This window comes from Spongiactinospora sp. 9N601 (assembly GCF_044326295.1).
In the GTDB taxonomy this organism is placed as follows: domain Bacteria; phylum Actinomycetota; class Actinomycetes; order Streptosporangiales; family Streptosporangiaceae; genus Spongiactinospora; species Spongiactinospora gelatinilytica.
This window is the reverse complement of the sequence record NZ_JBIRBB010000016.1, coordinates 159,141-185,172: the sequence shown is the minus strand read 5'-3', so window position 1 is coordinate 185,172 and position 26,032 is coordinate 159,141. Positions and strand designations below refer to the sequence as shown.

The window sequence follows — 26,032 nt, the reverse complement described above, 5'->3', positions numbered from 1 at the left end:
CGAAACCCCCCAAATCACAAACGCCCCACCAGTTTCTTCACGACTCCCCGAAGAGCCGCCGCACATATCCGACGTGTAGCAAGGTGGCGGATACCGGCCGACAGTATGCATGGGACAGGACCGCACCTCACCGAACACGCCGGACAACAGACCCTGTTGGCGGAAGAGGCGGTATTTCCGGGGTTTCATGCCTGCTGGATGGGCTGGCGGATAACGTTTCCGGAGCGGGGGAGATCGTTCGCCGGGCACGAAGAGATCCGCAGGTCAGACCCATGAGCCCCGGCCGTGGCGGCCCTCCTCCACCCGCCCGCCCGGGGGCGTATCTGAGTCTTGCAGGCCGTCGCGCATTCCGGATGAATGACGGTTCATTCGCAAGTCGCAAATAACGTCATCTGGTACTGTTTAGCCGGATTATTACATCAGAAACGTAATCGTGCTGTGACATGTCCGCTTTATTCTTCCTGAGAGATCCGCAGCGGCTCACAGGTGGGGAGGAGTCGTGCGCCTGGCGGCCGGGCGGGTGACGCGTGTCCAGCGAAAGTGCTCGGCCCCGGAAAACGGACCGGGCCCGCCATAACGGGCCCGGTAGGGGGAGCGATGACGTTCGTGCAGGTGGTCGTGCTGCTGGCGATACTCGGTTCAAGTGGTCTGGCCGTCTACCTCGCCGGTCGCTGGACCGTTCCAGAAGGACACGTGGGCGTGGTCCGCCAGATCCGGGGGCCCGCGCACGGCGATCCGCGTTTTCGCCGGGTCACCCCCTACCAGGCCCGGGGGATCCACGCCGCCACCCTGCCCGCAGGCCGGACCGCCTGGCTGATGCCCGGCTTCTGCACCGTCGAGTTCGTGCCCTGGGTGCGCATCCCGGAAGGCCGGATCGGCCTGGTCACCGCGCTCGAAGGGAGCAGGCGGCCGGCCGAGCGGCCGTTCGGCATGCCGGTCGAGTGCGACGACTTCCAGGACGGCGTGGCCTTCCTGTGCGGCGGTGGCGAGCAGGGCAGGCAGGTCGCGACGCTGCCGGGGGGCGCGTCGTACCGGATCAACGCGCTGCTGTTCGAGATCGAGACCGTGCCGCGCACCTACGTGCCGCCCGGCACGGTCGGGCTCGTCCTGGCCGGCGCGGGCCTGCCCCTCCCGCCGGGCAGGCCGTTCGCGCGGTACGTGGCGTGCGACGACTTCCAGGACGGCGCGGCCTTCCTGCGCGGCGGCGGCGAACGCGGCAGGCAGCCGGCGATCCTCCCCGGAGGGGCTCATTACGACATCAACCGGGCGTTGTTCGAGGTGATCACCACCGAGGACGCCGACATGCGCAACGACGAGAACGCCGCCCGGCAACTACGGGAGATCGCGATCCCGCCACGGCACGCCGGAGTGGTGATCACCTCGGCGGGCGTCGAGCCGGGGGAGGGGGAGCCGGTCGGGCCCCGGATCGAGGGGCATGACGGCTACCGCCTGCCGTGGGTGTTCCTGGAACGGGGCGGCCGGCGCGGGGTGCAGCGGGAGACCCTTCCTGAGGACTCGGTTCACCCGCTCAACCCGTGGTTCGCGGCGGTGATGCCGATCCCGGTACGCCCGCTGACCGTGCGGTGGGGCCATGGCGCCGGTGACCTGGAACTCCCGCCCATCGAACTCGTGGTGGAGGGCGGCGCGCCGCTGCGGCCCAGGCTGGCGCAGACCCTGCGCGTCCCGCCGGAGGCCGCGCCCGGCCTGGTGGCGGAGTTCGGCGGCCTGCGCGAGGCCGACCGCGACTGCCTGGGCGGCCTGCTGGAGGACCGGCTGACCATCAGGCGTTTCGCGGCGGACGTGCTCGGCCCCGTCGTGGCGGCCTGCTTCGCCGAGTTCGCGGCGGGGGCCGCCGTCCTCGAACCGGCGATGGGCACGGCAGGCGTTCGTGCCCGCCTGGAGTACCGGATCGGCGAGGCCCTGCGGGTCTGGGGAGTCGAGGCGATCCGCATGGATTTCGCCGGTTTCGAGGCCGTCCGGTACGGCGCGGCGGTCCCGGCCGGTTCATTCGCCTCATTCGGACAGGGTCTGGGCCTCCCGGCCGTGGACGACGATCGCGTACAGGACGAGTACGTCGACCGCGATGATGACCAGTGACCACCACGGGTTCACCGCGAGCCAGATGAGCTGGGTGATCGCGTTTATCACCACCAGCACGACCGCGACCGCGCGCGCCCAGGTCTGGCCGACGGACAGCGCGATGCCGGTGGCCAGCAGCAGCGCGCCGAAGATCAGGTGGATCCACCCCCAGCCGGCGAGGTTGAACAGCAGCAGGCGGGACGGGGTCTGCACATAGAGGTCGCTGTTCACGATGGCGTAGAGGCCACTGACGATGTTGAAGATGCCCACCATGATCAAAATGATCCCGGCGAACCACACCCAGCCGACCCAGCCCGTGATGGCCTGCCTTGGATGTCCGGATTGATAGGTCATCGCGTCTCCCCCTTGAACCTGCTTCGCACCGCGTCGGGGGTCGCGCGGTGCCGGTGAATGGTGATTCTTCCTATATCGGCGACCCTAGCAACGCGTGCCGGACTCGACCGGAGGCGCGGACAAAGGTACGGATGTGTTTGCCCAATGCCGGATTTACCGGCACGCCGCGGGCGACTTTGCCGAAACCTGGTGCGGCCCCGGGCGGGCGGCGTAGCGTGGCTGCCATGGCCAAGGTTCGGCTCTCCGGTGCGCAGGCCACGATGCTGGCCACTCTCTACGGCAGAGCGGTGGACGCGCGATCCTCCCGTTCGGTCCTGCACGACACGGCGGCCCTTGAGGCGGTCGAGCGGCTGGAGTTCGACTTCGCCACGACCGGGATGCGGCGCGGCGACGAGGTCGGTGTCGCGCTCCGCGCCGGTCACCTGGACGCCTGGACCCGCGAATACCTGGCCGCCCACCCCCAGGCCACCGTGCTGCACCTCGCCTGCGGCCTGGACAGCCGGGTGCGGCGGGTCGATCCCGGGCCGGGCGTCCGCTGGTACGACGTGGACTTCCCCGACGTGATCGACCTGCGCCGCCAGGTCTTCCCGGAGCCGCCGGGCGGCCGGTACGAGCTGATCGCCTCCTCGGTGACCGACCCCGCGTGGCTCGCGGACATCCCCGCCGACCTGCCGGTCCTGGTGGTCGCCGAGGGGCTGACGATGTACCTCAAACCGGACGAGGGCGCGGCGCTGCTGCGCCGGATCGTGGACCACTTCCCTGCCGGGCAGTTCGTGTTCGACGCCTTCAGCAGGCGGGGCATCAAGCTGCAGAAGCTGAACGGGCCGGTGCAGGCCGCCGGGGCGACCCTCTACTGGGGCGTCGACGACCCGGCCGAGCTGGAGGCGGTCTACCCGGGGCGGCTGCGTTGTGTGACGGCGATGAGCGCGTTCGATCTCGATGGGTACGACCGGCTTCCCGCCCGGTTGCGGGTGGTGGCGGCGATCGGCAGGTGGGTGCCGCTGATGCGGGACATGTCGCTCTTCTACCGGCTGGAATTCTGATCCGGTTTCGGGTGTCCGGCGCGGGCCGGGCCCGGTTTGGAACGAAACACTCAGCAAATCCGGAGGCTGGAGCGCTGGTACGGTACCGCTCGGCGACGTAGCGTGGTCGAGGTCTGACCGATGTGCGGCCTGTGCGGCCGTCCGAGCGTGGAAGGGGACGGATGGCCTCCCAACCGAGCAGAGCGGGAGGTCGAGGAGGTCGGGTGCGCTGGCTCGTCATCATCGCCGCTGTCGTGGTGGTGGCCGTGGTCGCCACCGTGATCGTCGTCCGCTCCCAGCAGTCCCGCGGGCCGGCCGACCCGAGCGCTCAGGGCCCGCGCCTGACGCCGCCGTCCGGCGCGTGGTGGGGCATGTACGTGCCGCCGCCCCAGCAGGGCACGCTGCTGTCGGCGATCAGCGGCATGGAGCAGACCATCGGCCGCCGGCTGGACATCGTGTTCACCTATCACGACATGTCGGCCACGGACAACGGCATGCTGCTGAAGGCCGACGAACCGCAGATCGGCCAGGACCGCATCCTCCTGCTGAGCTGGGAGGCCAAGATCTGGTCGGAGAACCGCGACATCCCCTGGCGGCAGATCGCCGACGGCGCGCTCGACGCCACGGTCATCGATCCGCAGGCCCGGCGGGTCAAGCAGTACGGCAAGCCGGTCATGATCGGCTTCGACGGCGAGATGGAACGCAAGACCGGCAGCGGCGAGCCCGCCGACTACGTCGCCGCCTACCGGCACATCCACGACCGCTTCAAGGCGCTGGGCGTAACGAACGTGGACTGGGTGTGGGCGGTCACCGGGTACCAGGAGTACCGGTCCACTTGGAAGTCGTTCTATCCCGGGCACGAGTACGCCGACTGGATCAGCTACGACCCCTACAACTTCGGGCCCTGCCGGGACGCGCCCTGGAAGAGCTTCGAGGAGACCCTGAAGCCGACGTACGACTGGTTCCAGGAGAACGGGTTCTCGGAGAAGCCGATCGTGATCGGCGAGTACGGCACGGAGGCCGACCCGGACCGTCCCGACGCCAAGGCCGAGTGGTATCGCGGCATTCCGGATGCGCTGGCCAAGATGCCCAACATCAAGGCGTTGTTGCAGTGGAACGCGGTCCTTGAGGATCAGCGCGGGTGCGACTTCCGCCTCCAGGGGCCGGGCGTGGTGGAGGCGTTCGGGGCGGCGGGCAAGCACGCCCACGTCAACCAGCCGTTGCCGTAGGTCGTTCTGGGGGTGACTAGACAGGTAGGAGATTTCCTACCTATAGTGGGTCGCATGAACATCACCCATGCACAGTTCGTGACCCTGCCCGTCGCCGACCAGGACCGCGCGAAGGACTTCTACGTCGGCACCCTCGGCTTCGACGTGGTCGCCGACCAGCGGATGGGGCCGGTCCGCTGGCTCCAGGTCGCGCCCAAGGGCGCGCAGACCGCCTTCACGCTGGCCGCCGCCGAGCAGGGCTTCACGCCGGGCAGCTCCCGGGGCATCATGCTGCAGACCACCGACCTGGACGCCGACTGCGCCCGCCTCGCCGAGGCCGGGGCGGCGGTGGAGGGCCCGGCCGACCAGCCGTGGGGACGCCAGGCGACCGTCACCGACCCCGACGGCAACGCGTTCATCCTCGCCGCCGCCGCCACTGGTGCCTGATCCGCGATGGCCCACGCCGATGTGATCGCGGCTGTCGAAGATCGGGTGTTCGCGGCCCTGGCCAGTCCCGTGCGCCGCGAAGTACTGCGGATGCTGCGCGACCAGGGGCCGCAGCCGGTCGCGGAGATGGCCGGGCACTTCGACATGGCCAGGCCCAGCTTCTCCGAGCATTTGCGGGTGCTGCGCGAGGCCGGGCTGGTCAGCGAGCGCAAGGTGGGCCGCCGGCGGTACTACCGGCTGGAGGCGGTGCCATTGCACGAGGTGCAGGAATGGCTCAACCCGTTCGAGCGGTACTGGCGGGAACGGCTCGCCGGGCTGCGCGATGTACTGGACTCGCTGCCTGACGACCCGGAAGGGGTTTCTTCCTGATGAACGATACGGACATGCCGACCACGATGGACGCCGACGACCTGACCACTGTACGAGTCGATCAGTTCCTGGCCCATCCGCCGGGGAAGGTGTGGCGGGCGCTGACCGAGCCGGAGCTGCTCGCGCGCTGGATGATGCCGGGGGATTTCCGGTTGGAGGTCGGGCATCGGTACACGATGGAGGTGGCGGCGGTGCCGGTGACGGGGTTCTCCGGCACTGTGCTGGCCGAGGTACTGGGGTTCGAGGCCGGGCGGATGCTGCGGATCGGCTGGCGCGACGCTGACCCGGCGGGCGGGATCGAGGTGGACTGGACGATCACCTGGACCCTCGAACCGGAGGGCACCGGCACCCGCCTCTTCCTGCTCCACGAGGGCTTCGACCCGGACCACCCGCTCCAGCAGAAGGCCCGCGCCATCATGGGCGGCGGCTGGCGCACGGGCGTCATGCGCAACCTCCGCACCACGCTGGAATCCATGTGACACCCTGATCCGCGCACCGGGGTCTTGCGTTCGAGGGCCCAGTACGGCGGAGCCCGGTACTCCCCGAACCGCCGTACCCGGCCCCGCCGCCGTACCGGTCTGCTGTTTTCGACCGATCGCCGTGTCCGTGTCGAACTCCTGCCCACCCGCCCGCCGAGCTGTACACGCTGCGCCACAACGCCTTGACGCATGCCGCCGAGGACAGCGCAGATGCCTTCCCCCGTTGCCTCCTTGCCCCAGGGGGTGCCTGCCGCCCGAGCGGAGGCAGGTCAGGGGTGGGCCGAGGGGCGTACCAGGCCGGTCTCGTAGGCGAAGACCACGACCTGTGCCCGGTCCCGTAGTCCCAGCTTGAACAAGACGCGGCTCAGATGCGTCTTCACCGTGGCCTCGGCCAGGTGCAGCGCCGTGGCGACCTCGGCGTTGGACAGCCCGTGCGCCACCTGCACCAGTACCTCGTGCTCGCGGGCGGTCAGTAGTGCCAGCCGTTCGTCACGCGCGGGCGCGCCGGGCATGAGCTGGGGCGCGAACCGTTCCAGCAGGCGCCGGGCGACGCGCGGCGACAGGGCGGCCTCGCCGGACGCCACGTTGCGGATCGCGGTCAGCAGCTCGGCGGGCCGGGTGTTCTTCGGCAGGAATCCCGCCGCACCCGCCCTGAGCCCGGCGAAGGCGTACTCGTCCAGGTCGAAAGTGGTCAGGATGAGCACACGTGAACGTGGGCAGTCCCTGACGATGCGCCGCGTGGCCTCGATGCCGTCCAGGTCGGGCATGCGCACGTCCATCAGTACCACATCAGGACGCAGCCGCCTGGCCATCGTGGCCGCCTCCTCTCCCTCGCCCGCCTCGCCGGCGACCTCCATATCCGGCTCGGCCTCGATCACCATGCGGAAGGCCGAGCGCAGCAAGGACTCGTCGTCGGCGATCAGTACCCGGATCGTCATGCCCCTCCGCCCTTCAGGTCGAGACCGGCCGCCACCCGCCAGCCGCCGCCACGCAGCGGACCGGCCTCCAGCATCCCGTCGTAGGCGGCCACACGTTCGCGCATCCCGGCCAGCCCCTGCCCATGGGCCGCTTCCCGCCCGGGACGTCCGTCGTCGATGATCTCCACCTCCGCGCGCCGCGGCGTCAGGTTCACCCGTACCTCGGCCGTCGCGCCCGGTGCGTGTTTGAGCGTGTTCGTCAGCGCCTCCTGAGCCAGCCGGTAAATGGTGAGCTGCGCTGTGGGAGGGATCGCCTCGGCATCGCCTGCCACATGCAGGTGGGTCGGCAGCCCGGCCGCGCGCATCTGGTCGGCGAGCGGGACCAACTGGGCGATCCCGGGCGCCGGATCGAGCGACGGTTCCCCGCTGAGGGAGCGGCGCATGTCCGCGAGCGCCTGGCGGCCGGTCTCGGCGATCCGCTCCAGGGCGGTGCCCGCCTGCTCAGGGGCGCGGTGCCGTACATGGGCGGCGCTGTCGGCGAGGGCCACCATGACCGACAGGTTGTGGGTGACGATGTCATGCATATCGCGGGTGATCCGCGCCCGTTCCTCCGCCGCGGCGAGGCGTTCCCGCTGCTCACGGTCGCGTTCGAGCGAGACGACGTACGCCCGCCGCGCCCCCGCCCACAGTCCGGTGGTGAGGGCGGCGGCGCCCATCGCGGTCATGGCCAGCACCGAGATGGGGAACTGGCCGGGCGGTGCCCACCGCGCCGCGGCCAGCACCACCCCGGCCTCCAGTACGAGGGCCGCGAGCAGCCTCTGCCGCCCGGGGCGGTATGCGGCCACGGTGTAGAGGGCGACCAGCAGGCTGACGTCGGCGGGAAGCTGCACGTCGGCGGCCCACTGGAGCGCGGCGGCCACGGAGATCGCGCAGAAGACCACCAGCGGAGCGCGCCGCCGCCACACCAGGGGCGCCAACAGGGCCACCTGAAGCGCGAGCACCCGTATGTCGCCGGTGGTCATGACCTGCCCGGGGCCGAGTGTGGTCAGGAAGATCACGGCTGCCAGCAGCGCGTCGGCGATAACGGGCTTCATGCGCTCACCCTAGTTGACCTGGGGGTTCACCCCCATCCTGCGCAAGGTGGACCATATGGGCGTCTCATCCGAAAGTCGCACCCCCGGGTCAGCCGTCCGCCGGTCGTCCGGCATCGAGGCTCGCTGCGAGCCTGGCCGCATGTTCCTCTTCACGAAAGCCGTCGCGGTCATGAAAGCCGCCGTGGTGTCCCTCGCGGTGTCCATGGCGCCGCCCGCCGGCCCCGTCACCCTGACCCTCCCTGAGCCGGACGGGCCGTACGCCGTCGGCACGGTCGCGATGCGCCTGGTGGACCGCTCACGCCCCGATCCCCTGGTCAGGTCGAAGCCCTACCGGGAGCTGATGGTCAGCCTCTGGTACCCGGCGAAGAACACCGGCCGGGCACCGGCCCCGCACATGGCCCCCCTGGCCGCGGCCGACTGGAACCGCCGTTCCGCACCGCCCATGGGCATCCCGAAGGGCACGGTGAACTGGGCCGCCACCGCCACCCACGCCCGCCCCGGCGCGCCGGTCGACGGCTGTGCGGGCAGGCTGCCCGTCGTACTCTTCAGCTCGGGGGACGGCGGGCCCCGAACCCTCGGCACCACGCTGGTCGAGGACCTGGCCTCGCGCGGGTACCTGGTCGTGACCGTGGACCACACCTACGAGGCCGACCAGGTGGAGTTCCCGGGCGGGCGGCTCGTGCGCGCGCTTCCCCTGCCGGACAAGCTGACCCCACGGGTCCTCGCCAAGCTGCTCACCCAGCACAGCAAGGCCCGTCTGGCCGACGTCCGCTTCGTCCTCGGACAGCTCAAGGGACTCGGGCAGCTCAGGGGACTCGGGCAGGTCGGCGGACTCGGGCAGGTCGGCGGACTCCGGCTGCCCGAAGGGTTGCGTGGCGCGGCCGACCTGTCCCGGGTGGGGGTGCTCGGGCAGTCGCTGGGCGGCTCGGTGGCGGCCCAGCTCGCCCGCGACGACGCCCGGGTGGACGCGGGCGTCAATCTCGACGGCGCCTATGTCGGCCCGGTCGCCAAGACCGGCGTGGCCAAGCCGTTCCTGCAGATGGCAGCGGAAGCCCACACCCGAGAGAGCGAGCCCACCTGGAAGTCCTTCTGGCAGGCTTCGCGCGGGTGGAAGCGGGAGCTGCGGTTCAAGGGCGCGGCCCACGGTTCGTTCACCGACCTGCAGGCATTGCTGCCACAGATCCCAGGCGAGACGCCTTTCGGCGACTTCGTGGGCACGATCGACCCGCAGCGCTCCCTCGCGGCGCAACGCGCTTATATCGCCGCCTTCTTCGACCTGCACCTGGCCGGCAAGTCCACCCGCATGTTCGACGCGCCCGATGAGCGCTTCCCCGAGGTGTCCCTCATCCCCTGAGAACCCCGCTACACGACGAACGCGCCACACCTGCGGGAGATTTTCTCGTGCAGTCCGTCAAAGGATGTACGACGATTCATCACCGGCGACGAGGCGACGCCCCTCTGACTCGGCCATCATCGAAGGCAATGGGGGTTCAAAGGGGGATAGTTTCGTGATCCTAGCGATCATCATCGCCTGTGAGATCGGGTTCTGGGCCCTGCTCGGGCTTGGCCTGGCCGCCCGATACCTGTGGCGGATGCGGAGGCTCAGCAACGCGCTCTTGCTGAGCCTTCCACTGCTCGACGTGATCCTGCTCGTCGCGGCCGTGATCGACATGCGCTCAGGGGCCGTGGGAAGCATCCAGCATGGCCTTGCCGCCGCCTATATCGCGTACTCCATCATGTTCGGCCACCGCACCATCAAATGGGCCGACGCGAAGTTCGCGCATCGTTTCGCCGGGGGCCCGCCGCCGCGCAAGCCGCCTACTGAGAAGCGGGCCAGGGCGCGCTATGAGTGGGGCGTCTGGCTGCGCATCCTGGCCGCATACGCGATCACCTGTGCCGTGCTGCTCGGCGTCGTCTGGATGGTCGACGACCATTCGCGTACTTCGGCCCTCATGGAGTTCATGGCGAACCTGGCCAAGGTCCCGCTCATTGCGCTCATCTGGCCCGTCAGTTACTCGTACCAAGCCTCCCGCAAGCCGGTGGATTCCCCGTCGGAGGAGACCACCGCCGAATCGCCGAGGCAATGATGGAGACCGGCTTACGCCCCAAGGCACTGGCCGGACTGGGCATGCCGGCCGCGCTCATCGCCGGACTCGGCGCGCTCTGGGCCGCCGCCATTCTCAGCGGCAACCGGTACGTAGCGCTGACCATGGCCGCCCTCGCAACGGCGGCGGTCGCCTGGTGGGCGCTCCGGCGCGTGGCGACCGCACCCGTAAGGCGCTGGACAGCGATCATCATCACCGCATCAGAACTGGCGGCCCTGGCCGCGCTGATGTTCGGCGGCCCGCCGTCCCAGCCGATCCCGCCCGGGCCCCGAACACGGTACTTCGACCTGCCGACCGGCTCGCGCATCGCCTACACCCACGCCGCCCCCGCCAAGGGCGACCGCCAAAGCACCCCCGTGATCCTGCTCCACGGCGGCCCCGGCGGGCCCGACGCGAAGCCGTCCCCACTGGAACCCGCGCTCACCGCCGCCGGTTTCGACGTGTACGCCTACCACCAGGTGGGCGCGGGCCTGTCCAGCCGTCTGCCCGACGCGAGCGGCGGCTACACGGTAGCCCGGCACGTCGCCGACCTGGACGCGCTCAGGGCCGCGATCCGCGCCGAACGCGTCGTACTGGTCGGTACCTCGTGGGGTGCCACGCTCACCGCCGCCTACCTGGCCGCGCACCCCGACCGGGTGGCCCGCGCGGTCGTGACCTCGCCCGGGATGATCTGGTCTCCCGCCTTCCCCGGCGACCGGCACATGACGGCGAGCGGCTTGCGCGACCAGACCGGGGTGCTCTGGGACCGCCACCCGCGCCTGCTGCTCTCCGCCGTACTCGTGGAACTCGCCGGTCCACGCGCCACCCGGGCGTTGCTGCCGGACGAGGCGATGGACGGCGAGTTCCAGTCCTTCGTCGGCGAACTCGACCTGCGGTCGGGCTGCCCCGGCGGGCCGCTGCAGAGACGGCCGCAGCCGGGGTTCGGGTACTGGGCCAACGTCATGAGCGTGCGTGACGCCGCCCGCGTCGCCGATCCCCGGCCCGCGCTGCGCCGCGTCGCCGTGCCCGTCCTGGTGCTGCGCGGCTCGTGCGACTACCTGGCGCCCGAGGTCGCCCGGGAGTACGCCGGCGTACTTCCGAACGCCGTCTTCCGCGCGATCGACGGCGCCGGGCACGACATCGGCGACGACCGGCCGGAAAGGTACCGGGAGCTGGTCACCAGGTTCCTGCGCGGCGAGAGCCCGTGACCCGGCCTAGGAGGACCACTCCGGGGCCAGGATCGAGTGGACCACCGAGTCGCGGTACGAGCCGCCGATCAGCAGGTGCCCCCGGACGCGCCCCTCCTCGATCATGCCCAACCGGCCCATGACGTGCCCGGACACCACGTTCTGCGGCGACCGCGCCCCCCACACCCGATACAGCCCGAGATCGTCGAACCCGAGGCGGAGCAGCAGCCGGGCCAGCTCCGTGCCGAGCCCGCGTCCCCACAGATCGGCCCGCAACGCGAACCCGATCTGCCCGCTGTTCTGCCCCGGATGCTGGGTGTCGATGGCCAGGCGGGCGAACGCGACCAACTCGTCGGTGGCCGCGTCCACGCCCGCCAGCGAGTACTCCGTGCGCGGCTCGACCTGCGCCGCCGCGATCACGGCCTGGACGGTGGCCTCGACCTGTTCCCTGCTGCGGGGCTCGAACGACATGTGCTCGACCACCTGGGGATCACCGTAGACGCGCAGCAGGGCGTCCACGTCCCCTTCCGTGAACTCGCGCAGTCGCAGCCGCTCGGAGTCGATCGTCACGGGATGCATGCGGTGAGGTTAGCGTCCGCGCGACAGCGCCGTACGCACTGAGACCTGACTGTACTGTTCGATCTCCTCCCGCAGGTCACGGGCCTGCGGAGTGCGCGCGTACGCCGGGACGCGCAGGGCGTTGTGGACCCGCATGGCGCTCGCGACGATGCCCGCGTTGCGCTGATCGGCGGGCAGGTCGAGCACGGGCCGCAGCGCCTCGGCCGCGCCGTCCAGGTCACCGGTGTGAACCCGGGCGAGCGACTGATCGGCCCGCGCGCCCGCCTCGTCACCGAAAGCCCGGTCGCCCGGGTCTGCACCGTCATAGGCGCTCAGTGCCTCCTGCGCGGTTTGATCGGCCCGTTGCTCGTCGCCGGGCAGCCAGACGAGGGTGTCGGCGGCATAGTAGAGCTGGCGCGGGCGATTGAACGTCATGATCCCGCCGAAGTCGTCCAGTTCGTCATGGCCCACGCTCTCCCGAGCGGCCTGGGCCCGATCGATCGCCTCGACGGCTCGTTCCCTGTCGCCGATTATGGCCCAGGCCCGCGCCTCCTGCGCCGGCAGCCACACCGAGGCCGACCCCTGGGTCCGAGTGGCGAACCCCGCTCCCGTCGTGGCATAACGGGCGGCGTCGCTCGGCCAGCCCGCCCAGTAGGCGATCAAAGACTGCAATCCACGCGTCCACGCGCGCAGCCCGTCGTGCCCGGCATTGTCGGCGCAGACGAAAGATGCGCGGGCCTGCGTGAGGGCGGTGTGCGGGTCGCCCATGTCATGGCTGGCCTTGGCGAGCATGCCGGAGGCGACGCCCGCGAGCAGATACAACTCCGCCGACTCTGCCGGTCGCTGATGTCCTTCCAGCAGCCGGAACGCGATGTCCTGACACTCGATCAGATCGAACAGCAGGGTGGGCAGCGGATCTTGGGGGTACGCGCGCGCGATGCGGACGATCTCATCGCGTAACTGGTCGAGCGTCCCTGGGCCGACGTTACTGGCCTCGGTGTTCGCCACGAATCTCCGTGCTCTGCGAGCGGCCATCTCTACCTCCGGTTGCAGACCGCCGACCGGCCGCCGCAGCGGTGGCACGATCGACGAGGGGATGAGCGGTTGCGGTTGCGGCTCTGGCGCGGCTTCGCTTACGTGATCACCAGGTACGGCGGCGTGGCCGGGGTCGCAGCGGATGACGATCTCACGCTCGGCGGCCGGGAGCCGGTCCAGCGCCTCGGGGGCGAGCAGTCGCCTGGGCGTGGTCTGGTAGATCTCCGCAAGTGCGATGATCTGAACGGCGGACGGCGGGCGCGACGAAGGCCCCGGAAATAGTTCGATCCATGACAGGCCGGCCTGTGTGATCACCGTGGTCGGTGATCGGAGGCGAATTCGGCCGGCCACCTCCTCCTGACTGAGCCCATGGGCCAGCCGGAAGGACGCAAGAAGTGATCGTCCGGTTTGTGCGCGAATCTCTGCCGCTATTTCCTCCATACCGCGCCCTTGGGCGATCATTTGCGCCCTCAGCCGGTTTATCTCCTGCCTGCCCCACTGTTTCCGCATTGAGAACTCCCTGGCACGAGGCTCTGATAGCAGGTTTCCCCGCTCGCCGGGCGCAGGCAACCAGACGAATCGGACGTTCGCCGGGCCGATCGAGTGAACGGCGCTCCAGGCGAAGGATCTCAGCAGCTCAGGGGCACTGTGGCCGGTATGAAAAGCACTTCGTGACCCTTAGTGACAGCGCGACTACGGATGGCATTTACTTGCGGGCACCGCAGCGCGGCGGCGGGAGTGGTTCTCGCCGGCCCGAATCGAGCGCGACAGAGGTAACGATGAAAGCCGGTATTCGCTCGCATCCATCCCGCAGATGGGCCATCCCCGCCGGCCATCAGATGCTTATTCGCCCCTTTCCCGGGCAGTTCGGCCGTTGAGATGGATTCCCTCCTGCTGGCCTATCCAAGCGTCCGGACGTCGGCGGTCCCTGTCTCTCCCGCCGAACGTCTGCGAGCCGTGCTCATCGCGCGCGGCATCGGGTGCGTCCGCGTCTCCGGCACCGCCGAACACACCCGGCTGTCCCTGACCCCCGACCTCGTCGCGATCGTGGAGCGGGCGGGCCTGATCTGGTGGCGAAGCCCGCGTACCAGCCGCCGCGACCTTCCGCTGTACTGCGTGCGATTCACGATCAAGGGCGCGGCCGACGGCCTCACCCACGACTACGCACTACTCCTCCGGCCGACCGTACTCGACCGCCCAGAGCTGGGACGGACCGTACTCGACCGTGCGATGCAGAAAGGACGCCCGTGACTCTGTACTCCCGCCCCCGGATGGCCACCCTCATGGAACACACCCTGGGCACGGTCACCCTCCCGGGCACCCACCGGGCCGTCGCGGTCGGCCGCCACTGGGCGGCGGCGCTGCTGGAGGCCGGCGGACGCAAGGGCAACGACGACGCCCTGCTCGTTCTGGGCGAACTGGCCGCGAACGCGATCACCCACACTCGCTCGGGTACGACGGGCGGCCGGTTCGTGGTCGCGCTGGTGGAGGCGGGGGAGGACGGCGTACGGATCGAGGTGACGGACGAAGGCGCGGACACCGTCCCGGCTCCCCGACACGACGACACGGACGCCCTGTCAGGACGCGGCCTCCAGATCGTGGCGGCCCTGGCGGCGGACTGGGGGGTCCGCACCGCGGGGGAGGGGCGGATGGTGTGGGCGCTGTTGCGGTAGGACTCAGCCGACCCGCTGGAGGGCGCGGGCGCGGCGGGCGGCCACGCTCGAACCGGACTCCCCGCGCGCCATCCGCCGCAGCAGGACCGGCGCCAGGAGCAGGCCGAGCACCGCCCATGCGCCAAGTACCCCCACGGTCTCCAGGTGCCGCCAGGACTCGCCGACCTCGACGGCGACCGCCGCGTCCGGCAGCAGGGCCGAGCGCATGCCGAGCCCCATCCAGTAGACCGGGAAGACCTGGGCGATCCATTGCAGCCACTCGGGCAGCGCGGTGAGCGGGTAGAAGATGCCGGAGATCCCGATCACGCCGAGGAACAGGAGCTGGATCAGTCCCAGGCCGCGGGCGCTGGGGAACAGCGACCCCAGTACCGCGCCCAGCGGCAGGGTCGCCAGCAGGCCGAGCGCCAGCACCCAGGCCAGGATCGGCCAGGAGCCGGGGCCGATCCGCAGGCCCTCGACGATGAGCATTCCGGGCACCAGGAAGATCACCAGGTCGGCGAGCAGGCCGCCGGACACCAGGACCACCTTGCCGAGAAGGTAGGCGGGCATGCCGTGCGGGGTGGCCTTGGCCCGCAGCAGGGTGCCGTCCTCGCGGTCGGCGGTGAGCTGCTGGCCCATGCCGATCATGGCGGTGGCGGCGTTCATCCCAAGAATGCTCGGCAGTGCCAGCGCGCCCAGCAGCAGCCCACCGGTACCGATCGGCAGGTCCCTGATGAAGAACATGGTGGCGATCATCAGTGCGGGCCACAGGAAGTGCGAGAACAGCTCGCCGCCGTTGGTGAACGACTGCCGCAGTTCGATGAGACCGCGGGACCAGCCGGCGCGCAGTGCGGTCGTGGCGGGGTTCATTGGGCCCTCTCCTGGGTCGTTTCGGCCTCGCGGACCAGGGCGAGGTAGGTGTTCTCCAGGGAGGCCCGGTGGACCTCGAGTTGCTGAACCTCCTCGCCGTAGCGGGCGAACAGGTCGCGGGCGAACCTGGTGGAGTCGGTGGTCCGCTCCGTGAAGCGCCGCCCGTCGTGCAGCCAGCGCACCTCGTCCTGGCCGGCGATGCGGCGCGCGAGCTGGGCGGCCGTGCCGTCGGCGACGATGCGGCCGTCGGAAAGGACGAGGATGCGGTCGGCCAGCTTCTCGGCCTCGTCCAGGTCGTGGGTGGTGAGCAGGACGGTGGTGTGGTGGTCGTCGGCCAGCCTGCGGACGAGGTCATGGAACTCGTGCCTGGCCTGGGGGTCGAAGCCGGCCGTCGGCTCGTCGAGGAACAGCAGCTCGGGGCGGCCCACGATGCCGATGGCCACGTCCAGCCTGCGGCGCTGACCGCCCGACAGCGTCTTGAGCTTCCTGTTCGCGTGCTCGGTCAGGCCGACGGCGGCGATCAGTTCGTCAGGGTCCCAGGGCCGCGGGATCTCGGGGGTGGTGTAGGCGGTGTAGTAGGTGCCCAGGTGGGCGAGAAGCTCGCGTACGCGCCATTTGCCGTGGTCGCGCCAGGATTGCAGGACGACCCCGATCCGGGCCCGCCACCGCTCGTCGCCGTGCGCGGGGTCGGTGCCGAGCACCGCCACCCGGCCCTGCGAGCGGACGCGGAAGCCCTCAAGGATCTCGATCGTGGTGGTCTTGCCAGCCCCGTTGGGCCCCAGCAGGGCCAGTACTTCACCGTGGCGGGCCTGGAAGGTGACGTCGCGCAGGACGTCGACCGGGCCGTAGCGCATGCGCAGCCGGTCGACGTCGAGCACGACTCGTTCGCTCTTCGTCATCGTGGTGTCTCTCAGGTGGGGGTGGCCGGGCCGTCGCGCTCCGGGCCGTACAGGGGGAAGGGGGTAGGCGGCCTACCACTGCTCGTGTTCGAGGGTTTCCCGGGCCTGTGCCATCAGGCCGGCCCGGTCGACGCTGGCCAGGGCGAGCGCGCGGGGGACGGTGCCGATCTCGGTGTCCAGGATGCCGAGCAGCAGGTGGGCGGGGCGCAGGTCCTTCTTGCCGGTGGCGGCGGCGAAGCCGCGTTCGACGGCGAGCCGGGCCGAGGCCCCGAGCTTCGGCGGGTTCTTGCCCTCCCGGCTCGGCTTCGGGAGGTCGTAGGCGGTGCGGGAAATGCCGACGGCGTTCAGGCTGTGCTCGAACTCCCGGTCAAGGGCCTGTCCGATCTCCCGCCTGCCGAGGCCCGCCGCGGCCAGGACGCGGTACGCGGCGGTGCCCTCGTGGGCGGCGATCGCCAGCAGGAGGTGGTGGGCCTCGGTCGCCGCGGAGCCGTCCGCCAGCGCCTCGGCCGCTCCACGGACGAAGACGTCGTTGATGTAGTGGTCCATCGCGCTCACTGTCGTCTCCTCAGCTTCACGCCGGCGGCGATGAGCCGTTTGACGTGCTTCTTGTGGACCGCCTGGCGGGTGACGCCGAGCGCCTCGGCGACGTCCGGCCAACTCCAGCCCGCGCGCATGGCCTGCTCCACGGCTGCGTCCTCCAGTTGGTCGGCCAGGCGCCGCAGCGCCGCCACGGCGGCCAAGGCGTCGGCGGGGTCCTGGGGGGTGGGTGCGTCTTCTGCCGACATGGAGCAACCGTAGTTGACTATTCCTGCGACAGTCAACTCTGGTTGCTTAATGACCGCCTCGGGCCGGGCCAGGCCGCCTCAGCCCGGGACGTCCCACAGGTCGAGCGCGTGCGCCCCCGCCAGAGCCGCGATGCGCTGTACCGCCTCCGCCGCCGGCATCGCGTCCAGCCTGCGCCCATCGCGCAGGCGCAGCGCCACGCCGCCCTCGCTCGCCTCCCGCGCGCCGATCACCGCCGAGTACGGCACCAGCCGCGCATCGCGAATCCGGGCCCCCAGGCCGCCCGCCTCCGGGCCGGACAGGCGGGCCCGAAGCCCCGCGTCCACGCAACGGGCCACGAAGGCCGCCGCGTCCGGGATCTCCGCCTCCGAGATCGGCAGCGCCACCACCTGGACCGGGGCCATCCAGGCCGGGAACGCCCCGCCGTGGGCCTCGATGAGGTGCGCGACCGCGCGTTCGAGGCTGCCGATGATGCTGCGGTGGACCATCACCGGCCGGTGCCTGCCACCGTCCGCGCCGGTGTACTCAAGGCCGAAGCGTTCCGGCTGGTGGAAGTCGATCTGGACGGTCGACAGGGTGGACTCCCGCCCCGCCGGGTCCGCGATCTGCACGTCGATCTTCGGCCCGTAGAAGGCGGCCTCGCCCTCCACCGCCACATGATCCACACCCGACAGCACCTCGCCGAGCAGCCGCCCGGCCCGCTCCCAAAGCTCCGGGTTCGCCACATACTTGCCGCCCGGACCCGGCAGCGAGAGCTGGTACCGCACCGGCCGGATGCCCAGGTCGCGGTGAGCGTGGCCGATGAGTTCCAGGGCGGCGCGGGCCTCGTCCACGGCCTGGTCGAGGGTGCAGAAGATGTGCGCGTCGTTGAGCTGGATGGCCCGTACGCGGGTCAGCCCGCCCAGCACCCCCGACAGCTCCGACCGGTACATTCCGCCCAGTTCGGCCATGCGCAGCGGCAGTTCGCGGTAGCTGCGCCCGCGCGAACGGAAGATCAGCGCGTGGTGCGGGCACAGGCTGGGCCGCAGTACGACCTCCTCCGCGCCCAGCTTCATGGGCGGGAACATGTCGTCGCTGTAGTGGTCCCAGTGGCCGGATATCTGGTAAAGCTCCTTCTTGCCGAGTACGGGCGAGGAGACGTGCTGGTACCCGGCGCGCCGCTCCGCCTCCCGCACATAGTCCTCCAGCGCCTGCCGTACGGCGGCGCCCGCGGGCAGCCAGTACGGCAGGCCCGCGCCGATCAGCGGGTCGGTGTCGAAGAGTTCCAGCTCGCGGCCCAGTTTGCGGTGGTCGTTCATGGTTGCTCGCTCTCTGACGAAGATCAGCGAGGCGGGTGACCACAAAGCCGAAGCCCCGGGGCACTCGCCCCGGGGCTCGGTGTGAAGATCAGCTCAGCGCGCCGGGACGGACTCCGGCGTCGTCGTCGACAGAAACGCGATCATCGCGGCACGCTGCATACGATCGAGGCTAGCAGCAAGCCCCGGGGACTACGGCCCGGTTTCCGCGGTCATCAGAGCCTCCGCGACCAAGAGCCTCCGCGACCAGCGCTTCCGCGACCAGCGCCTCCGCGACCGCCGTGCGCGCGTAAAGGACCCGCCGCCCGGCGCGGTGCGCGCTCGCGAGCCCCGCCCGGCGCAGCGCGGTGAGGTGCTGGTTCGCGCCCGCCTCCGACAGCCCGCTGCGCGCGGCCAGTTCCTTGGTGGACACCGGCTGGTCCAGCGCGGCGAGCAGCCGGGCGCGGGTCCTGCCGAGTACGGCGGCCAGCGCATCGGGCGCGTCCGGCTCGGCCGCCCGCCGTTCCCACAGCGTGCCGATACCGCGCGGGGTGTAGCGGAGGGTGGGCTGCCACGGCGGGGTGCTGACCGAGAAGACGTCCGGCCAGGCGAACGCGGACGGTACGAGCAGCAGCCCACGCCCGCGCAGGGGACGGGTGCCGGTCGCCCACCGGTGCCTGATCCGCAGCGTGTCGCCCGCCCAGCTCACCCGGGCGGCCAGGTCGCTGAACACCCGCGCGACCCCGCCTTCGGCCAGTAGCCGCGACCGATACAGCACATCGGACTCCAGCAGCGCGGCGATCCGCGGCCAGTAGGGGGCGAGCGCCGCCTCCCAGTAGTCGGTGATCTCGGCGGCCAGCCGTTCCAGCCCGTCCTCCGGGTCGTCCAGCAGCGGCCGGAGAGCGGGCGCGTCTCCGACCGGCTCGCCGCGCACATGGCGGGCCATGCCGCGCAGCGCGGCCAGTTCGGTGGCGAGGTCGGGCGCGCTCGTGGACGGCGGCGGGCACACGAACCCCGCGATGGACCGGGTCGGTACCGGTACCAGCGCGGACAACATGGGCCACCGCACCCGCGCCAGACGCGGACGCACCCGCTCCGCCCACGGCCGGTGAACGGCGTGCGCGGCCGGATTCTTCACCACCCGCACGCTGGCCACCACCTCCCACAACGGCGAGATCGCGAACCGGGTGTTCGCCACGTCGGCCACGCTGAAGGCCAGCTCGACATCACCCACGCCGGGACTCCGCAGCGCCGCCCATGGATTCGCTCCTGACTTAATCATTGGCCGTCCTGGACCTGATCTCAGCATCGTTGCGCCATGACGGCAACCCTCCCGGCACGCTCGCCGGGCCACCTGCTGCGCGAGCGCGGTTTCCGCGGCCTCTACCTGTCCGCCGCGGTCAGCGGGTTCGGCAGTCAGCTCACGCTGGTCGGGCTGCCGCTGCTCGCGGTGAGCGCCCTCGGGGCGGGAGCGGGCGAGGTGGGCCTGCTCAGCGCGCTGGCCACCATCACGGCGCTGGTCGTCGGTCTGCCCGCGGGGGCGTGGATCGACCGGACCGGCAGGCGCGGGGTGATGATCGCGGCCGATCTGGGGCGCGTGGCCGTACTGGGGTCGGTGCCGCTCGCCTGGTGGGCGGACGGGCTGAGCATGGGCCACCTCTACGCGGTCGCGGTGCTGACCGGCGTGGGCAGGCTGTTCTTCGACGTGGCGGCGCAGAGCGTGCTGCCGGACGTGGTCGGCCGGGACCGGCTGACGGCGGCCAACTCGATGCTGGTCGGCACCTCGGCGGCCATGGACGTCTCGGGCAGCGGCCTGGCCGGCGTGGTGGTCCAGGCCGCGGGCGCGCCGGTGGCCATCGTGATCGACACGCTGACCTACCTGTGGTCGGCCTGGTGGCTGCGCGCGGTACCGTCCCAGGCCCCCTCGCGGGCGCAGGCGCGGACCAGGATGAACCGGCAGATCGCGGACGGGGTCCGGTTCGTGCTGGGCAACCGCGTCCTCGTGGTGATCGCGGTCCAGGGGGCCATGGTCAACCTGGGCATTCCGCTGGTCACCGCGCTGCTGCCGGTACTGATCGTCGGCGAACTGGACCTGCCCGCGTGGATGCTGGGGGCGTACTTGTCGGCGTCCGGCCTCGGCATGCTGGCGGGCTCGGCGTCGGCGCACCTGCTCTCCCGGTGGGTGGGACAGGGGCGGGCGACCTGGCTGGTCGGCGTGTGGACGGCCCCGGCGGCGCTGGCCCTGCCGTTCATCGCGCCGGGTCCGGGGCTGTGGGTGTCGGCCGCCGCGTACTTCGTGGTGACCTTCCGGATCGGCGTGAACAACGTGACGCTGACCAGCTTCCGCCAGCAGGTCACGCCGGACGCCATGCTCGGCCGGGTGAACGCCACCATGCGCGTGGTCCTGATCGGCGCGGTGGGGCTCGGCGGCCTGCTCGCGGCGCTGGTCGGCGAGCTGTACGGCGTGCGGGCGGCGCTGTGGTGCGGGGCGGTCGCGCTGGCGCTGAGCTGGGTGCCGATCGCGTTCTCCAGCACGCTGCGCCGCTGACCTCGCTGGCCCCGCTGACCTATCGAAACTCCGCTAAGTGCCCTTGATCATGAAATAGCCCGAAATGAATCCAAATGCCCCTTCGCTGTGCGATAACCATTGGCATGACGATTCTCCGGCCGAGATCGAGGCCGCCCGCGGAGCGCGGCGGTCCACCGGCCAAGCTGACCCGTGCCGGGAGGTCGTGGAGGACCGGTGTCACCGCGGCCGTGGTCGCGGTGCTGCTCTACGGGACCGTCGTGGGCACCGACGATCTCTTCCCGTTCGGGCCGATGGTCCAGTTCGCGTTCAGCGTTCCGCCGGACGGGGAGATCCGTTCCCTGCACCTGGAGGCCGACACCGTGGCGGGGACGCGGGTGGAGGTGCCCATCGAGCCGTGGAGCGTCGGTACGCGCCGGGCCGAGATCGAAGGGCAGATGACCCGCTACCGCCGCGACCCCTCGATGCTGCAACGCCTCGCCGTGGCGCACGGACGCCTGCGCCCGGCGCACCCCCGGCTGACCACCCTGCACCTGGTGACCCGGGTGATCAAACTGAAGGACCGCCGCCCGGCCGGCGAGTCGGAGATCGAGGAGGTCGTATGGCGGGTGCGCTGACCCGGTGGATGTTCCCGCAGGTCGCCCCGCGCAGGGTGGCCGTCCTGCGGGTGCTGGTCTACCTGTTCGTGCCGCTGGACATGCTGCTGTTCACCGCGGGGGTGTTCCAGCATCCGGGCAATCCGGGCGGATACCGTCCGGTGCTCGTGGCCAGGCTCCTCGGCCTGCCCGCGCCCACCCAGGGCGTGGTGATCGCGGTGTTCGCGCTGGTGGTCATCGCCTGCCTGGTGGCCGCCACCGGGCGGCTGCCGCGCCTCGCCGGGTACGCCGTCGCGCTGGGCTTCGGCTACTGGGCGCTGATGGCGATGTCGTTCGGCAAGGTCGATCACGACCACCTGGCCCTGCTGGTCGCCCTGTTCGCGCTGCCGTCCGTGGGCGCGGTGGGGGAGCGGACCAGTGCCGAGGCCACCGGGTGGGCGATCAGGTTCGTGCAGATCGCGGTGGTGGCCACGTACTTCCTCTCCGCGTACGCCAAGATCCGGTGGGGCGGCTGGGAGTGGCCGAACGGCGCGACCTTCCAGTGGGCGGTCACCCGCAGGGGCACCTTCGTGGGGCACCTCGCCGAGCAGGTGCCCTTCTTGCTCCACCTCGGGCAGTGGGGGCTGCTGATCGCCGAGACGCTGTCGCCCGTGCTGCTGTTCCTGTCCGGCCGGGCGCTGTACGCGGGGGTCGCGTTCTTCGCGGCGTTCCACCTGATCACCTGGATGTCGATCGCGATCCACTTCCTGCCGCTGGTGGTGTGCCTGATGGCGTTCCTGCCGCTGGAACGGCTGCGCCTGCCCGGCCGTCTCGGCTTTGACCGGGGTATTCGCAAACTTGGCGCGGGGAAGGCGGAAGCGGGAAGCGTTCCTTTGGGTTAGTCCGCTATAGGGCGTATGTGGTGAAAAGTACATATTTAGGGAGAGATGCGAATTTCTCTGGGGCATGCCGTAAACGATGGATCGCACACCGTACTCGCTGGGACGAGGATCCGGCGTTCATCGGCTCGAAGGAGAACACCAGCCCCAAGGGAGAACGACCGTGAAGAGCAGCACCGTACGTCTCGCGTCGGGCCTGGCCGTACTCGGCCTGGCCGCCGCGCTCGCTCCGCCCGCCCAGGCGTCCGCGCAGACCGCGCCCCCGCCGTACCTGATCACGCCCGCCCCGCCCGAACCGACCCCGCCGGACGAAGGTTCGCCGCCCGACGAGGTCTCCCCGACGGACGGCGAGACCACGGCCCCTGAGGACACGGCGTCCCCGGGGGATACCGCCACGCCGGGAGACACGGCGACGCCAGGGGACACGGCCACGCCTGGGGACACGGCCTCGCCCACGACCTCGCCGACCAACGGCGCGGGCGCGCAGCCGTTCGGCCCCGCGTGCGCGCAGCTCCCCGCCTCCGGCAAGGGCAGCCTGGCCAGCCTGGCGCAACAGCCCGCCGCCTCGGCCGTGGCCGAGCAGCCGCAACTGGCCGCGCTGGCCAAGGGGATCGACGCGGCCGGCCTGAAGGAGAACCTGAACTCCGCCGAGAACGTCACGCTCTTCGCGCCCACCGACGAGGCGTTCCAGCAGCTCCCCAGGGAGGACCTGGACCGCCTGCTCGGCGACAAGGACGCGCTCGCCAAGCTCCTGAACGGCCACGTCGTGGAGGAGAAGGTGAGCAAGGAGGATCTTGCGGACGGCAAGTTCACCACGGCGGACGGCACCGAGCTGACCGTCAGCGGCTCGGGCGACCAGTTCACCGTGAACGACCAGGCCAAGATCACCTGTGGTGGCATCCCGGTGAAGAACGGCACGCTGTACCTCATCGACAAGGTCCTCATGCCGGAGTGACCTCGCTCGGCGCACCCCCGGCCCCGGTCAGGCGGACCGGGGGTGCCCTGGGGGTCGGGTCGGGGGCAGGTCCGGGGGTTGTGCCAGGGGGAATCCCGATGTGCGACAGACCCCTACAAGGGCAGTCTTAGTCCCATGAACGACTACACAGGAGTCAAGAAGCTACAGCGCACCCGCGACGGGCGAATCGTGGCAGGCGTGGCGTCCGGCATCGGCCGCTACGTCGGCGTGGACCCCAACATCATCCGCATCGGGCTCGGCATCGCGACCTTCTTCGGCGGCCTGGGCGTGGCGATCTACGCGGCCGGCTGGCTGTTGCTGCCGGACGAGGGCAAGGACACCTCCATCGTTCAGGACCTCGTGGAGAAGCAGAAGGCCGGTACCGCGCCCTGGCAGCAGCACGGCCCGCAGGGCGGTCACCAGGGCCCGCACGGCCGCGACGCCAACGGCTGGCAGCAGGCGACCGGCGGCGGCTCGCCGTACCAGTACCCCGGCGACCCCGGTGCTCCCGGTGCCCCCGGTACTTTCGGCGCGCCCGGTGCCCCCGGTACTTTCGGCGCCCCCGGTACTTTCGGCGCGCCCGGTGCTTCCGGTGACCCGCTGAAGGATGCGCCGGTGGACCGGCCGGAGACGCCGCCGCAGTCCGGTGAGCAGCGCCCCCAGGGGTGATCACACGGACGGTGATCACGTGGTGGAACCGGAACGCACCCTAGGCGTCGCCTCCGCACGGGGCTCGGCCCAGAGCACGGTCAGCACTCCCGCCGTCACCAGCCCGGCCACGCCGGCCAGGGCCACGACGAGCTCAGGACCGAGCTCCTGCGCGGCGAACCCGCCGACCAGGATGCCGAGCCCCTGCACGGCCAGCAGGCCCGACTGCACGAGGCCGAACGCCTGGCCCCGCCGTTCGGCGGGCACCGACTGGACGAAAGCGGCGTTGGCGGCGAGCTGGTACGCGCCGCCGACGCCGGACAGCACCCATAACCCCAGCACGACCCACAACGACGGGCGTAACGCGCAGCCGATCAGCGGCGCGCAGGTCAGCATCGCCAGCCAGCCCATCATCCGCAGCCGCGTCTCCGGCTGCACGAACCGCCCGAACCAGAACGCCCCCAGCACCGTGCCGGCCGGCATCGCGGCCATCAGCAACCCGGTGACCATGGGCAGCTTGGCGGGATCGGCGGCCAGGGTCGCCGCGTAGGGGACGGCGATCCCCTCCGGCAGGATGTAGAAGCCGCACAGCCAGGCGAACATCACCAGCGTGCGCAGCCGCCGCTCGCCGAAGACCAGTCGCGCCCCGGCCACGGCCGTGGCCAGCATCGACTCCCCGCCCGACGGGTCGCGCGCCGCGCCCGGACGCCGACGTACGCCGGAGATCAGGAACAGCGCGGACGCCAGGAACGTCGCCGCGTCGAGTGCCAGCGCCCGATAGGGCCCGATGCCCGCGATCACCGCCCCGCCCGCCGCGAAGCCCAGCATCTGGACCGCCTGGTTGGTCATGTTCTGGAGCGCGGAGCCCGCGACGTAGCGGTCGCCGTCCAGGACCTCGGGCAGCAGCGCGGCCCGCGCCGCCGAGAACGGCGCGCCGAGCAGTACGACGCAGAAGACCAGCCCGCACAGCGCCCAGAACGGCATGCCCGGCACGGCCATCAGCGCCACCATGGCCGCGCGGACCACGTCGCACCAGATCATCACCCCGCGCCGGGCGTAGCGGTCGGCGAGCCCGGCGAGCAGCGGGCCGCCCAGGATCGGCGGCAGGTAGGTCAGCGCGTAGACGGCGGCCGTGGCGAGCGCGGACTGCGTGCGGTTGTAGACCAGCACGGCCAGCGCGACCTGCGCGAACTGGTCGCCGAGCAGGGAGAGGCCCTGCGCGTACCACAGCGCGCGGAACTCCGGTATGGCGACGACCTCGCCATAGGTGACCCGGCGCGCGGCCACGCCGGATCCGCCGGGCCTACTGGACGACCCGTTCGACCCATTTGACCCTTCGGCCTCGCCAGATCCGCCTGGCGCGCCGGATCCGCCGGACTCGCCGGATCCGCTGGGCTCATCGGCTTCGCCGGATCTACTGGATCCGCGGCGATGCCGCCCAGACAGCCGCTGGGGCTTCGTAGCCGCCATAGGACTCCGCTAGCTTGCGAGGGGGCACTGACAGAGGGTGTTCGCTATGTAACCTACGGTGCCTGCTGCCGGGGCGTGGCGCAAGCGGATAATCGCTCGATCGCCCGCCCGGTGTTTGGGTGTGTCCGGAAATATCGGGGTATTGAGACGTGTTGTGCCGATCACCAGCCGAGCTCGTGGAGACGGTGGTCGTCGATGCCGAAATGGTGGGCGATCTCATGAACCACTGTGATCTGTACCTCCTCCACGACATCATCCGCGGTCTCGCAAATCTCACAGATGGGATTGCGGTAGATCTCGATCCGGTCGGGCAAGACACCCGCGTACGAGTCGCCGCGCTCGGTGAGGGGGATGCCGGTGTAGAGGCCAAGCAGGCCCGGCTCAGGGGGATCGTCCACGACCACGACCACGACGTTGTCCATCAGCCGTGTCAGCTCGTCGGGGATCGTGTCCAGCGCTTCGGACACGAGCTCCTCGAACCTCTCCCGCGACACCTCCATCACACCGGCCATTCTGCCCGCCGAAAGCGCGAAACGTTCACGATATGCCGTCGCACAGGTAGGAAGGCATGCCCTTCAAGGAACTTCTCACCCGATCCTCGGACATCTGGCGCCACATCGCGGAAGCCGCCCGCCGAGCCGGCCGGG

The 26,032-nt window shown here is 70.8% G+C and carries 29 protein-coding genes; 16 read left to right on the top strand and 13 right to left on the bottom strand.

Features of this window, described 5'->3' with window-relative positions; all coding sequences use genetic code 11:
* Positions 1–597: 597 nt before the first annotated feature.
* Positions 598–2,097 carry a hypothetical protein gene (locus ACH34R_RS33285; RefSeq protein WP_397565522.1) on the top strand — a complete coding sequence of 500 codons (1,500 nt, stop codon included), beginning with the start codon at positions 598–600 and terminating at the stop codon, positions 2,095–2,097.
* Here the strand turns inward: ACH34R_RS33285 and ACH34R_RS33280 are convergent.
* Complete coding sequence (locus ACH34R_RS33280) at positions 2,014–2,433, bottom strand: hypothetical protein (RefSeq protein ID WP_397565521.1); 420 nt, start codon at positions 2,431–2,433, stop codon at positions 2,014–2,016. The genes ACH34R_RS33285 and ACH34R_RS33280 overlap by 84 nt on opposite strands.
* Positions 2,434–2,657: 224 nt before the next feature.
* Here ACH34R_RS33280 and ACH34R_RS33275 point away from each other — a divergent pair, with 224 nt between their 5' ends.
* From ACH34R_RS33275 to ACH34R_RS33255, 5 genes are all read left to right on the top strand, one after another.
* Positions 2,658–3,476: a class I SAM-dependent methyltransferase gene (locus tag ACH34R_RS33275; RefSeq protein WP_397565520.1), complete on the top strand. Its 819-nt coding sequence runs from the start codon at positions 2,658–2,660 to the stop codon at positions 3,474–3,476.
* A 203-nt stretch (positions 3,477–3,679) separates the two neighbouring features.
* Positions 3,680–4,684, top strand: a complete 1,005-nt coding sequence (locus ACH34R_RS33270; protein ID WP_397565519.1) for a glycoside hydrolase family 26 protein — start codon at positions 3,680–3,682, stop codon at positions 4,682–4,684.
* 54 nt (positions 4,685–4,738) lie between these two features.
* Entirely contained in the window at positions 4,739–5,110 is a 372-nt protein-coding gene (locus ACH34R_RS33265; protein WP_397565518.1) for a VOC family protein, read from the top strand.
* A 6-nt stretch (positions 5,111–5,116) separates the two neighbouring features.
* Complete coding sequence (locus ACH34R_RS33260) at positions 5,117–5,479, top strand: ArsR/SmtB family transcription factor (protein ID WP_397565517.1); 363 nt, start codon at positions 5,117–5,119, stop codon at positions 5,477–5,479.
* On the top strand, positions 5,479–5,958 hold the full coding sequence (locus tag ACH34R_RS33255; RefSeq protein ID WP_397565516.1) for an SRPBCC domain-containing protein: 480 nt from the start codon (positions 5,479–5,481) through the stop codon (positions 5,956–5,958). The genes ACH34R_RS33260 and ACH34R_RS33255 overlap by 1 nt, the downstream gene beginning before the upstream one ends.
* A 269-nt stretch (positions 5,959–6,227) precedes the next feature.
* Here the strand turns inward: ACH34R_RS33255 and ACH34R_RS33250 are convergent, their stop codons facing one another.
* Positions 6,228–6,896, bottom strand: a complete 669-nt coding sequence (locus ACH34R_RS33250) for a response regulator (RefSeq protein WP_397565515.1) — start codon at positions 6,894–6,896, stop codon at positions 6,228–6,230.
* On the bottom strand, positions 6,893–7,969 hold the full coding sequence (locus ACH34R_RS33245) for a sensor histidine kinase (RefSeq protein ID WP_397565514.1): 1,077 nt from the start codon (positions 7,967–7,969) through the stop codon (positions 6,893–6,895). Before ACH34R_RS33245 ends, ACH34R_RS33250 begins: the two co-directional genes overlap by 4 nt.
* 139 nt (positions 7,970–8,108) lie before the next feature.
* Between ACH34R_RS33245 and ACH34R_RS33240 the strand changes: the two genes are divergently transcribed.
* From ACH34R_RS33240 to ACH34R_RS33230, 3 genes are all read left to right on the top strand, one after another.
* Positions 8,109–9,323 carry an alpha/beta hydrolase family protein gene (locus ACH34R_RS33240; RefSeq protein WP_397565513.1) on the top strand — a complete coding sequence of 405 codons (1,215 nt, stop codon included), beginning with the start codon at positions 8,109–8,111 and terminating at the stop codon, positions 9,321–9,323.
* Between the two features lie 154 nt (positions 9,324–9,477).
* Positions 9,478–10,056, top strand: a complete 579-nt coding sequence (locus ACH34R_RS33235) for a hypothetical protein (RefSeq protein WP_397565512.1) — start codon at positions 9,478–9,480, stop codon at positions 10,054–10,056.
* Positions 10,053–11,261, top strand: a complete 1,209-nt coding sequence (locus tag ACH34R_RS33230) for an alpha/beta fold hydrolase (protein WP_397565511.1) — start codon at positions 10,053–10,055, stop codon at positions 11,259–11,261. Before ACH34R_RS33235 ends, ACH34R_RS33230 begins: the two co-directional genes overlap by 4 nt.
* A 6-nt stretch (positions 11,262–11,267) precedes the next feature.
* Here ACH34R_RS33230 and ACH34R_RS33225 read toward each other — a convergent pair whose 3' ends face one another.
* Both ACH34R_RS33225 and ACH34R_RS33220 read right to left on the bottom strand, forming a co-directional pair.
* Positions 11,268–11,819: a GNAT family N-acetyltransferase gene (locus ACH34R_RS33225; protein WP_397565510.1), complete on the bottom strand. Its 552-nt coding sequence runs from the start codon at positions 11,817–11,819 to the stop codon at positions 11,268–11,270.
* Between the two features lie 9 nt (positions 11,820–11,828).
* On the bottom strand, positions 11,829–13,148 hold the full coding sequence (locus tag ACH34R_RS33220) for a hypothetical protein (RefSeq protein ID WP_397565509.1): 1,320 nt from the start codon (positions 13,146–13,148) through the stop codon (positions 11,829–11,831).
* A gap of 564 nt (positions 13,149–13,712) precedes the next feature.
* Between ACH34R_RS33220 and ACH34R_RS33215 the strand changes: the two genes are divergently transcribed.
* Both ACH34R_RS33215 and ACH34R_RS33210 read left to right on the top strand, forming a co-directional pair.
* Entirely contained in the window at positions 13,713–14,084 is a 372-nt protein-coding gene (locus ACH34R_RS33215) for a hypothetical protein (protein WP_397565508.1), read from the top strand.
* Complete coding sequence (locus ACH34R_RS33210; RefSeq protein WP_397565507.1) at positions 14,081–14,506, top strand: ATP-binding protein; 426 nt, start codon at positions 14,081–14,083, stop codon at positions 14,504–14,506. The genes ACH34R_RS33215 and ACH34R_RS33210 overlap by 4 nt, the downstream gene beginning before the upstream one ends.
* 3 nt (positions 14,507–14,509) lie before the next feature.
* Here ACH34R_RS33210 and ACH34R_RS33205 read toward each other — a convergent pair whose 3' ends face one another.
* From ACH34R_RS33205 to ACH34R_RS33180, 6 genes are all read right to left on the bottom strand, one after another.
* On the bottom strand, positions 14,510–15,355 hold the full coding sequence (locus tag ACH34R_RS33205; protein ID WP_397565506.1) for an ABC transporter permease: 846 nt from the start codon (positions 15,353–15,355) through the stop codon (positions 14,510–14,512).
* Positions 15,352–16,254: an ABC transporter ATP-binding protein gene (locus tag ACH34R_RS33200; protein WP_397565505.1), complete on the bottom strand. Its 903-nt coding sequence runs from the start codon at positions 16,252–16,254 to the stop codon at positions 15,352–15,354. Before ACH34R_RS33200 ends, ACH34R_RS33205 begins: the two co-directional genes overlap by 4 nt.
* 72 nt (positions 16,255–16,326) lie before the next feature.
* Positions 16,327–16,800 carry a Clp protease N-terminal domain-containing protein gene (locus tag ACH34R_RS33195; RefSeq protein WP_397565549.1) on the bottom strand — a complete coding sequence of 158 codons (474 nt, stop codon included), beginning with the start codon at positions 16,798–16,800 and terminating at the stop codon, positions 16,327–16,329.
* Positions 16,801–16,805: 5 nt separating this feature from the next.
* The gene (locus ACH34R_RS33190) at positions 16,806–17,039 is read right to left on the bottom strand and encodes a winged helix-turn-helix domain-containing protein (RefSeq protein WP_397565504.1); all 234 of its coding nucleotides are present in this window, start codon (positions 17,037–17,039) and stop codon (positions 16,806–16,808) included.
* Between the two features lie 78 nt (positions 17,040–17,117).
* On the bottom strand, positions 17,118–18,380 hold the full coding sequence (gene thrS / locus ACH34R_RS33185) for a threonine--tRNA ligase (RefSeq protein ID WP_397565503.1): 1,263 nt from the start codon (positions 18,378–18,380) through the stop codon (positions 17,118–17,120).
* A 124-nt stretch (positions 18,381–18,504) separates the two neighbouring features.
* Entirely contained in the window at positions 18,505–19,545 is a 1,041-nt protein-coding gene (locus ACH34R_RS33180; RefSeq protein ID WP_397565502.1) for a DUF5937 family protein, read from the bottom strand.
* A gap of 84 nt (positions 19,546–19,629) precedes the next feature.
* Here ACH34R_RS33180 and ACH34R_RS33175 point away from each other — a divergent pair, with 84 nt between their 5' ends.
* The 5 genes from ACH34R_RS33175 to ACH34R_RS33155 all read left to right on the top strand — a co-directional run bounded on the left by ACH34R_RS33175 (position 19,630) and on the right by ACH34R_RS33155 (position 23,936).
* Positions 19,630–20,859: an MFS transporter gene (locus tag ACH34R_RS33175; RefSeq protein ID WP_397565501.1), complete on the top strand. Its 1,230-nt coding sequence runs from the start codon at positions 19,630–19,632 to the stop codon at positions 20,857–20,859.
* Between the two features lie 104 nt (positions 20,860–20,963).
* A complete protein-coding gene (locus ACH34R_RS33170; RefSeq protein WP_397565500.1) occupies positions 20,964–21,455 on the top strand; it encodes a hypothetical protein in 492 nt (163 codons plus the stop codon).
* Positions 21,440–22,315 carry a hypothetical protein gene (locus tag ACH34R_RS33165; protein WP_397565499.1) on the top strand — a complete coding sequence of 292 codons (876 nt, stop codon included), beginning with the start codon at positions 21,440–21,442 and terminating at the stop codon, positions 22,313–22,315. Before ACH34R_RS33170 ends, ACH34R_RS33165 begins: the two co-directional genes overlap by 16 nt.
* Positions 22,316–22,475: 160 nt before the next feature.
* On the top strand, positions 22,476–23,267 hold the full coding sequence (locus ACH34R_RS33160; RefSeq protein ID WP_397565498.1) for a fasciclin domain-containing protein: 792 nt from the start codon (positions 22,476–22,478) through the stop codon (positions 23,265–23,267).
* A gap of 135 nt (positions 23,268–23,402) precedes the next feature.
* Complete coding sequence (locus ACH34R_RS33155) at positions 23,403–23,936, top strand: PspC domain-containing protein (protein ID WP_397565497.1); 534 nt, start codon at positions 23,403–23,405, stop codon at positions 23,934–23,936.
* A gap of 15 nt (positions 23,937–23,951) precedes the next feature.
* Here ACH34R_RS33155 and ACH34R_RS33150 read toward each other — a convergent pair whose 3' ends face one another.
* On the bottom strand, positions 23,952–25,202 hold the full coding sequence (locus ACH34R_RS33150) for an MFS transporter (protein ID WP_397565496.1): 1,251 nt from the start codon (positions 25,200–25,202) through the stop codon (positions 23,952–23,954).
* Between the two features lie 344 nt (positions 25,203–25,546).
* A complete protein-coding gene (locus ACH34R_RS33145; protein ID WP_397565495.1) occupies positions 25,547–25,897 on the bottom strand; it encodes a metallopeptidase family protein in 351 nt (116 codons plus the stop codon).
* Positions 25,898–26,032 lie beyond the last annotated feature (135 nt).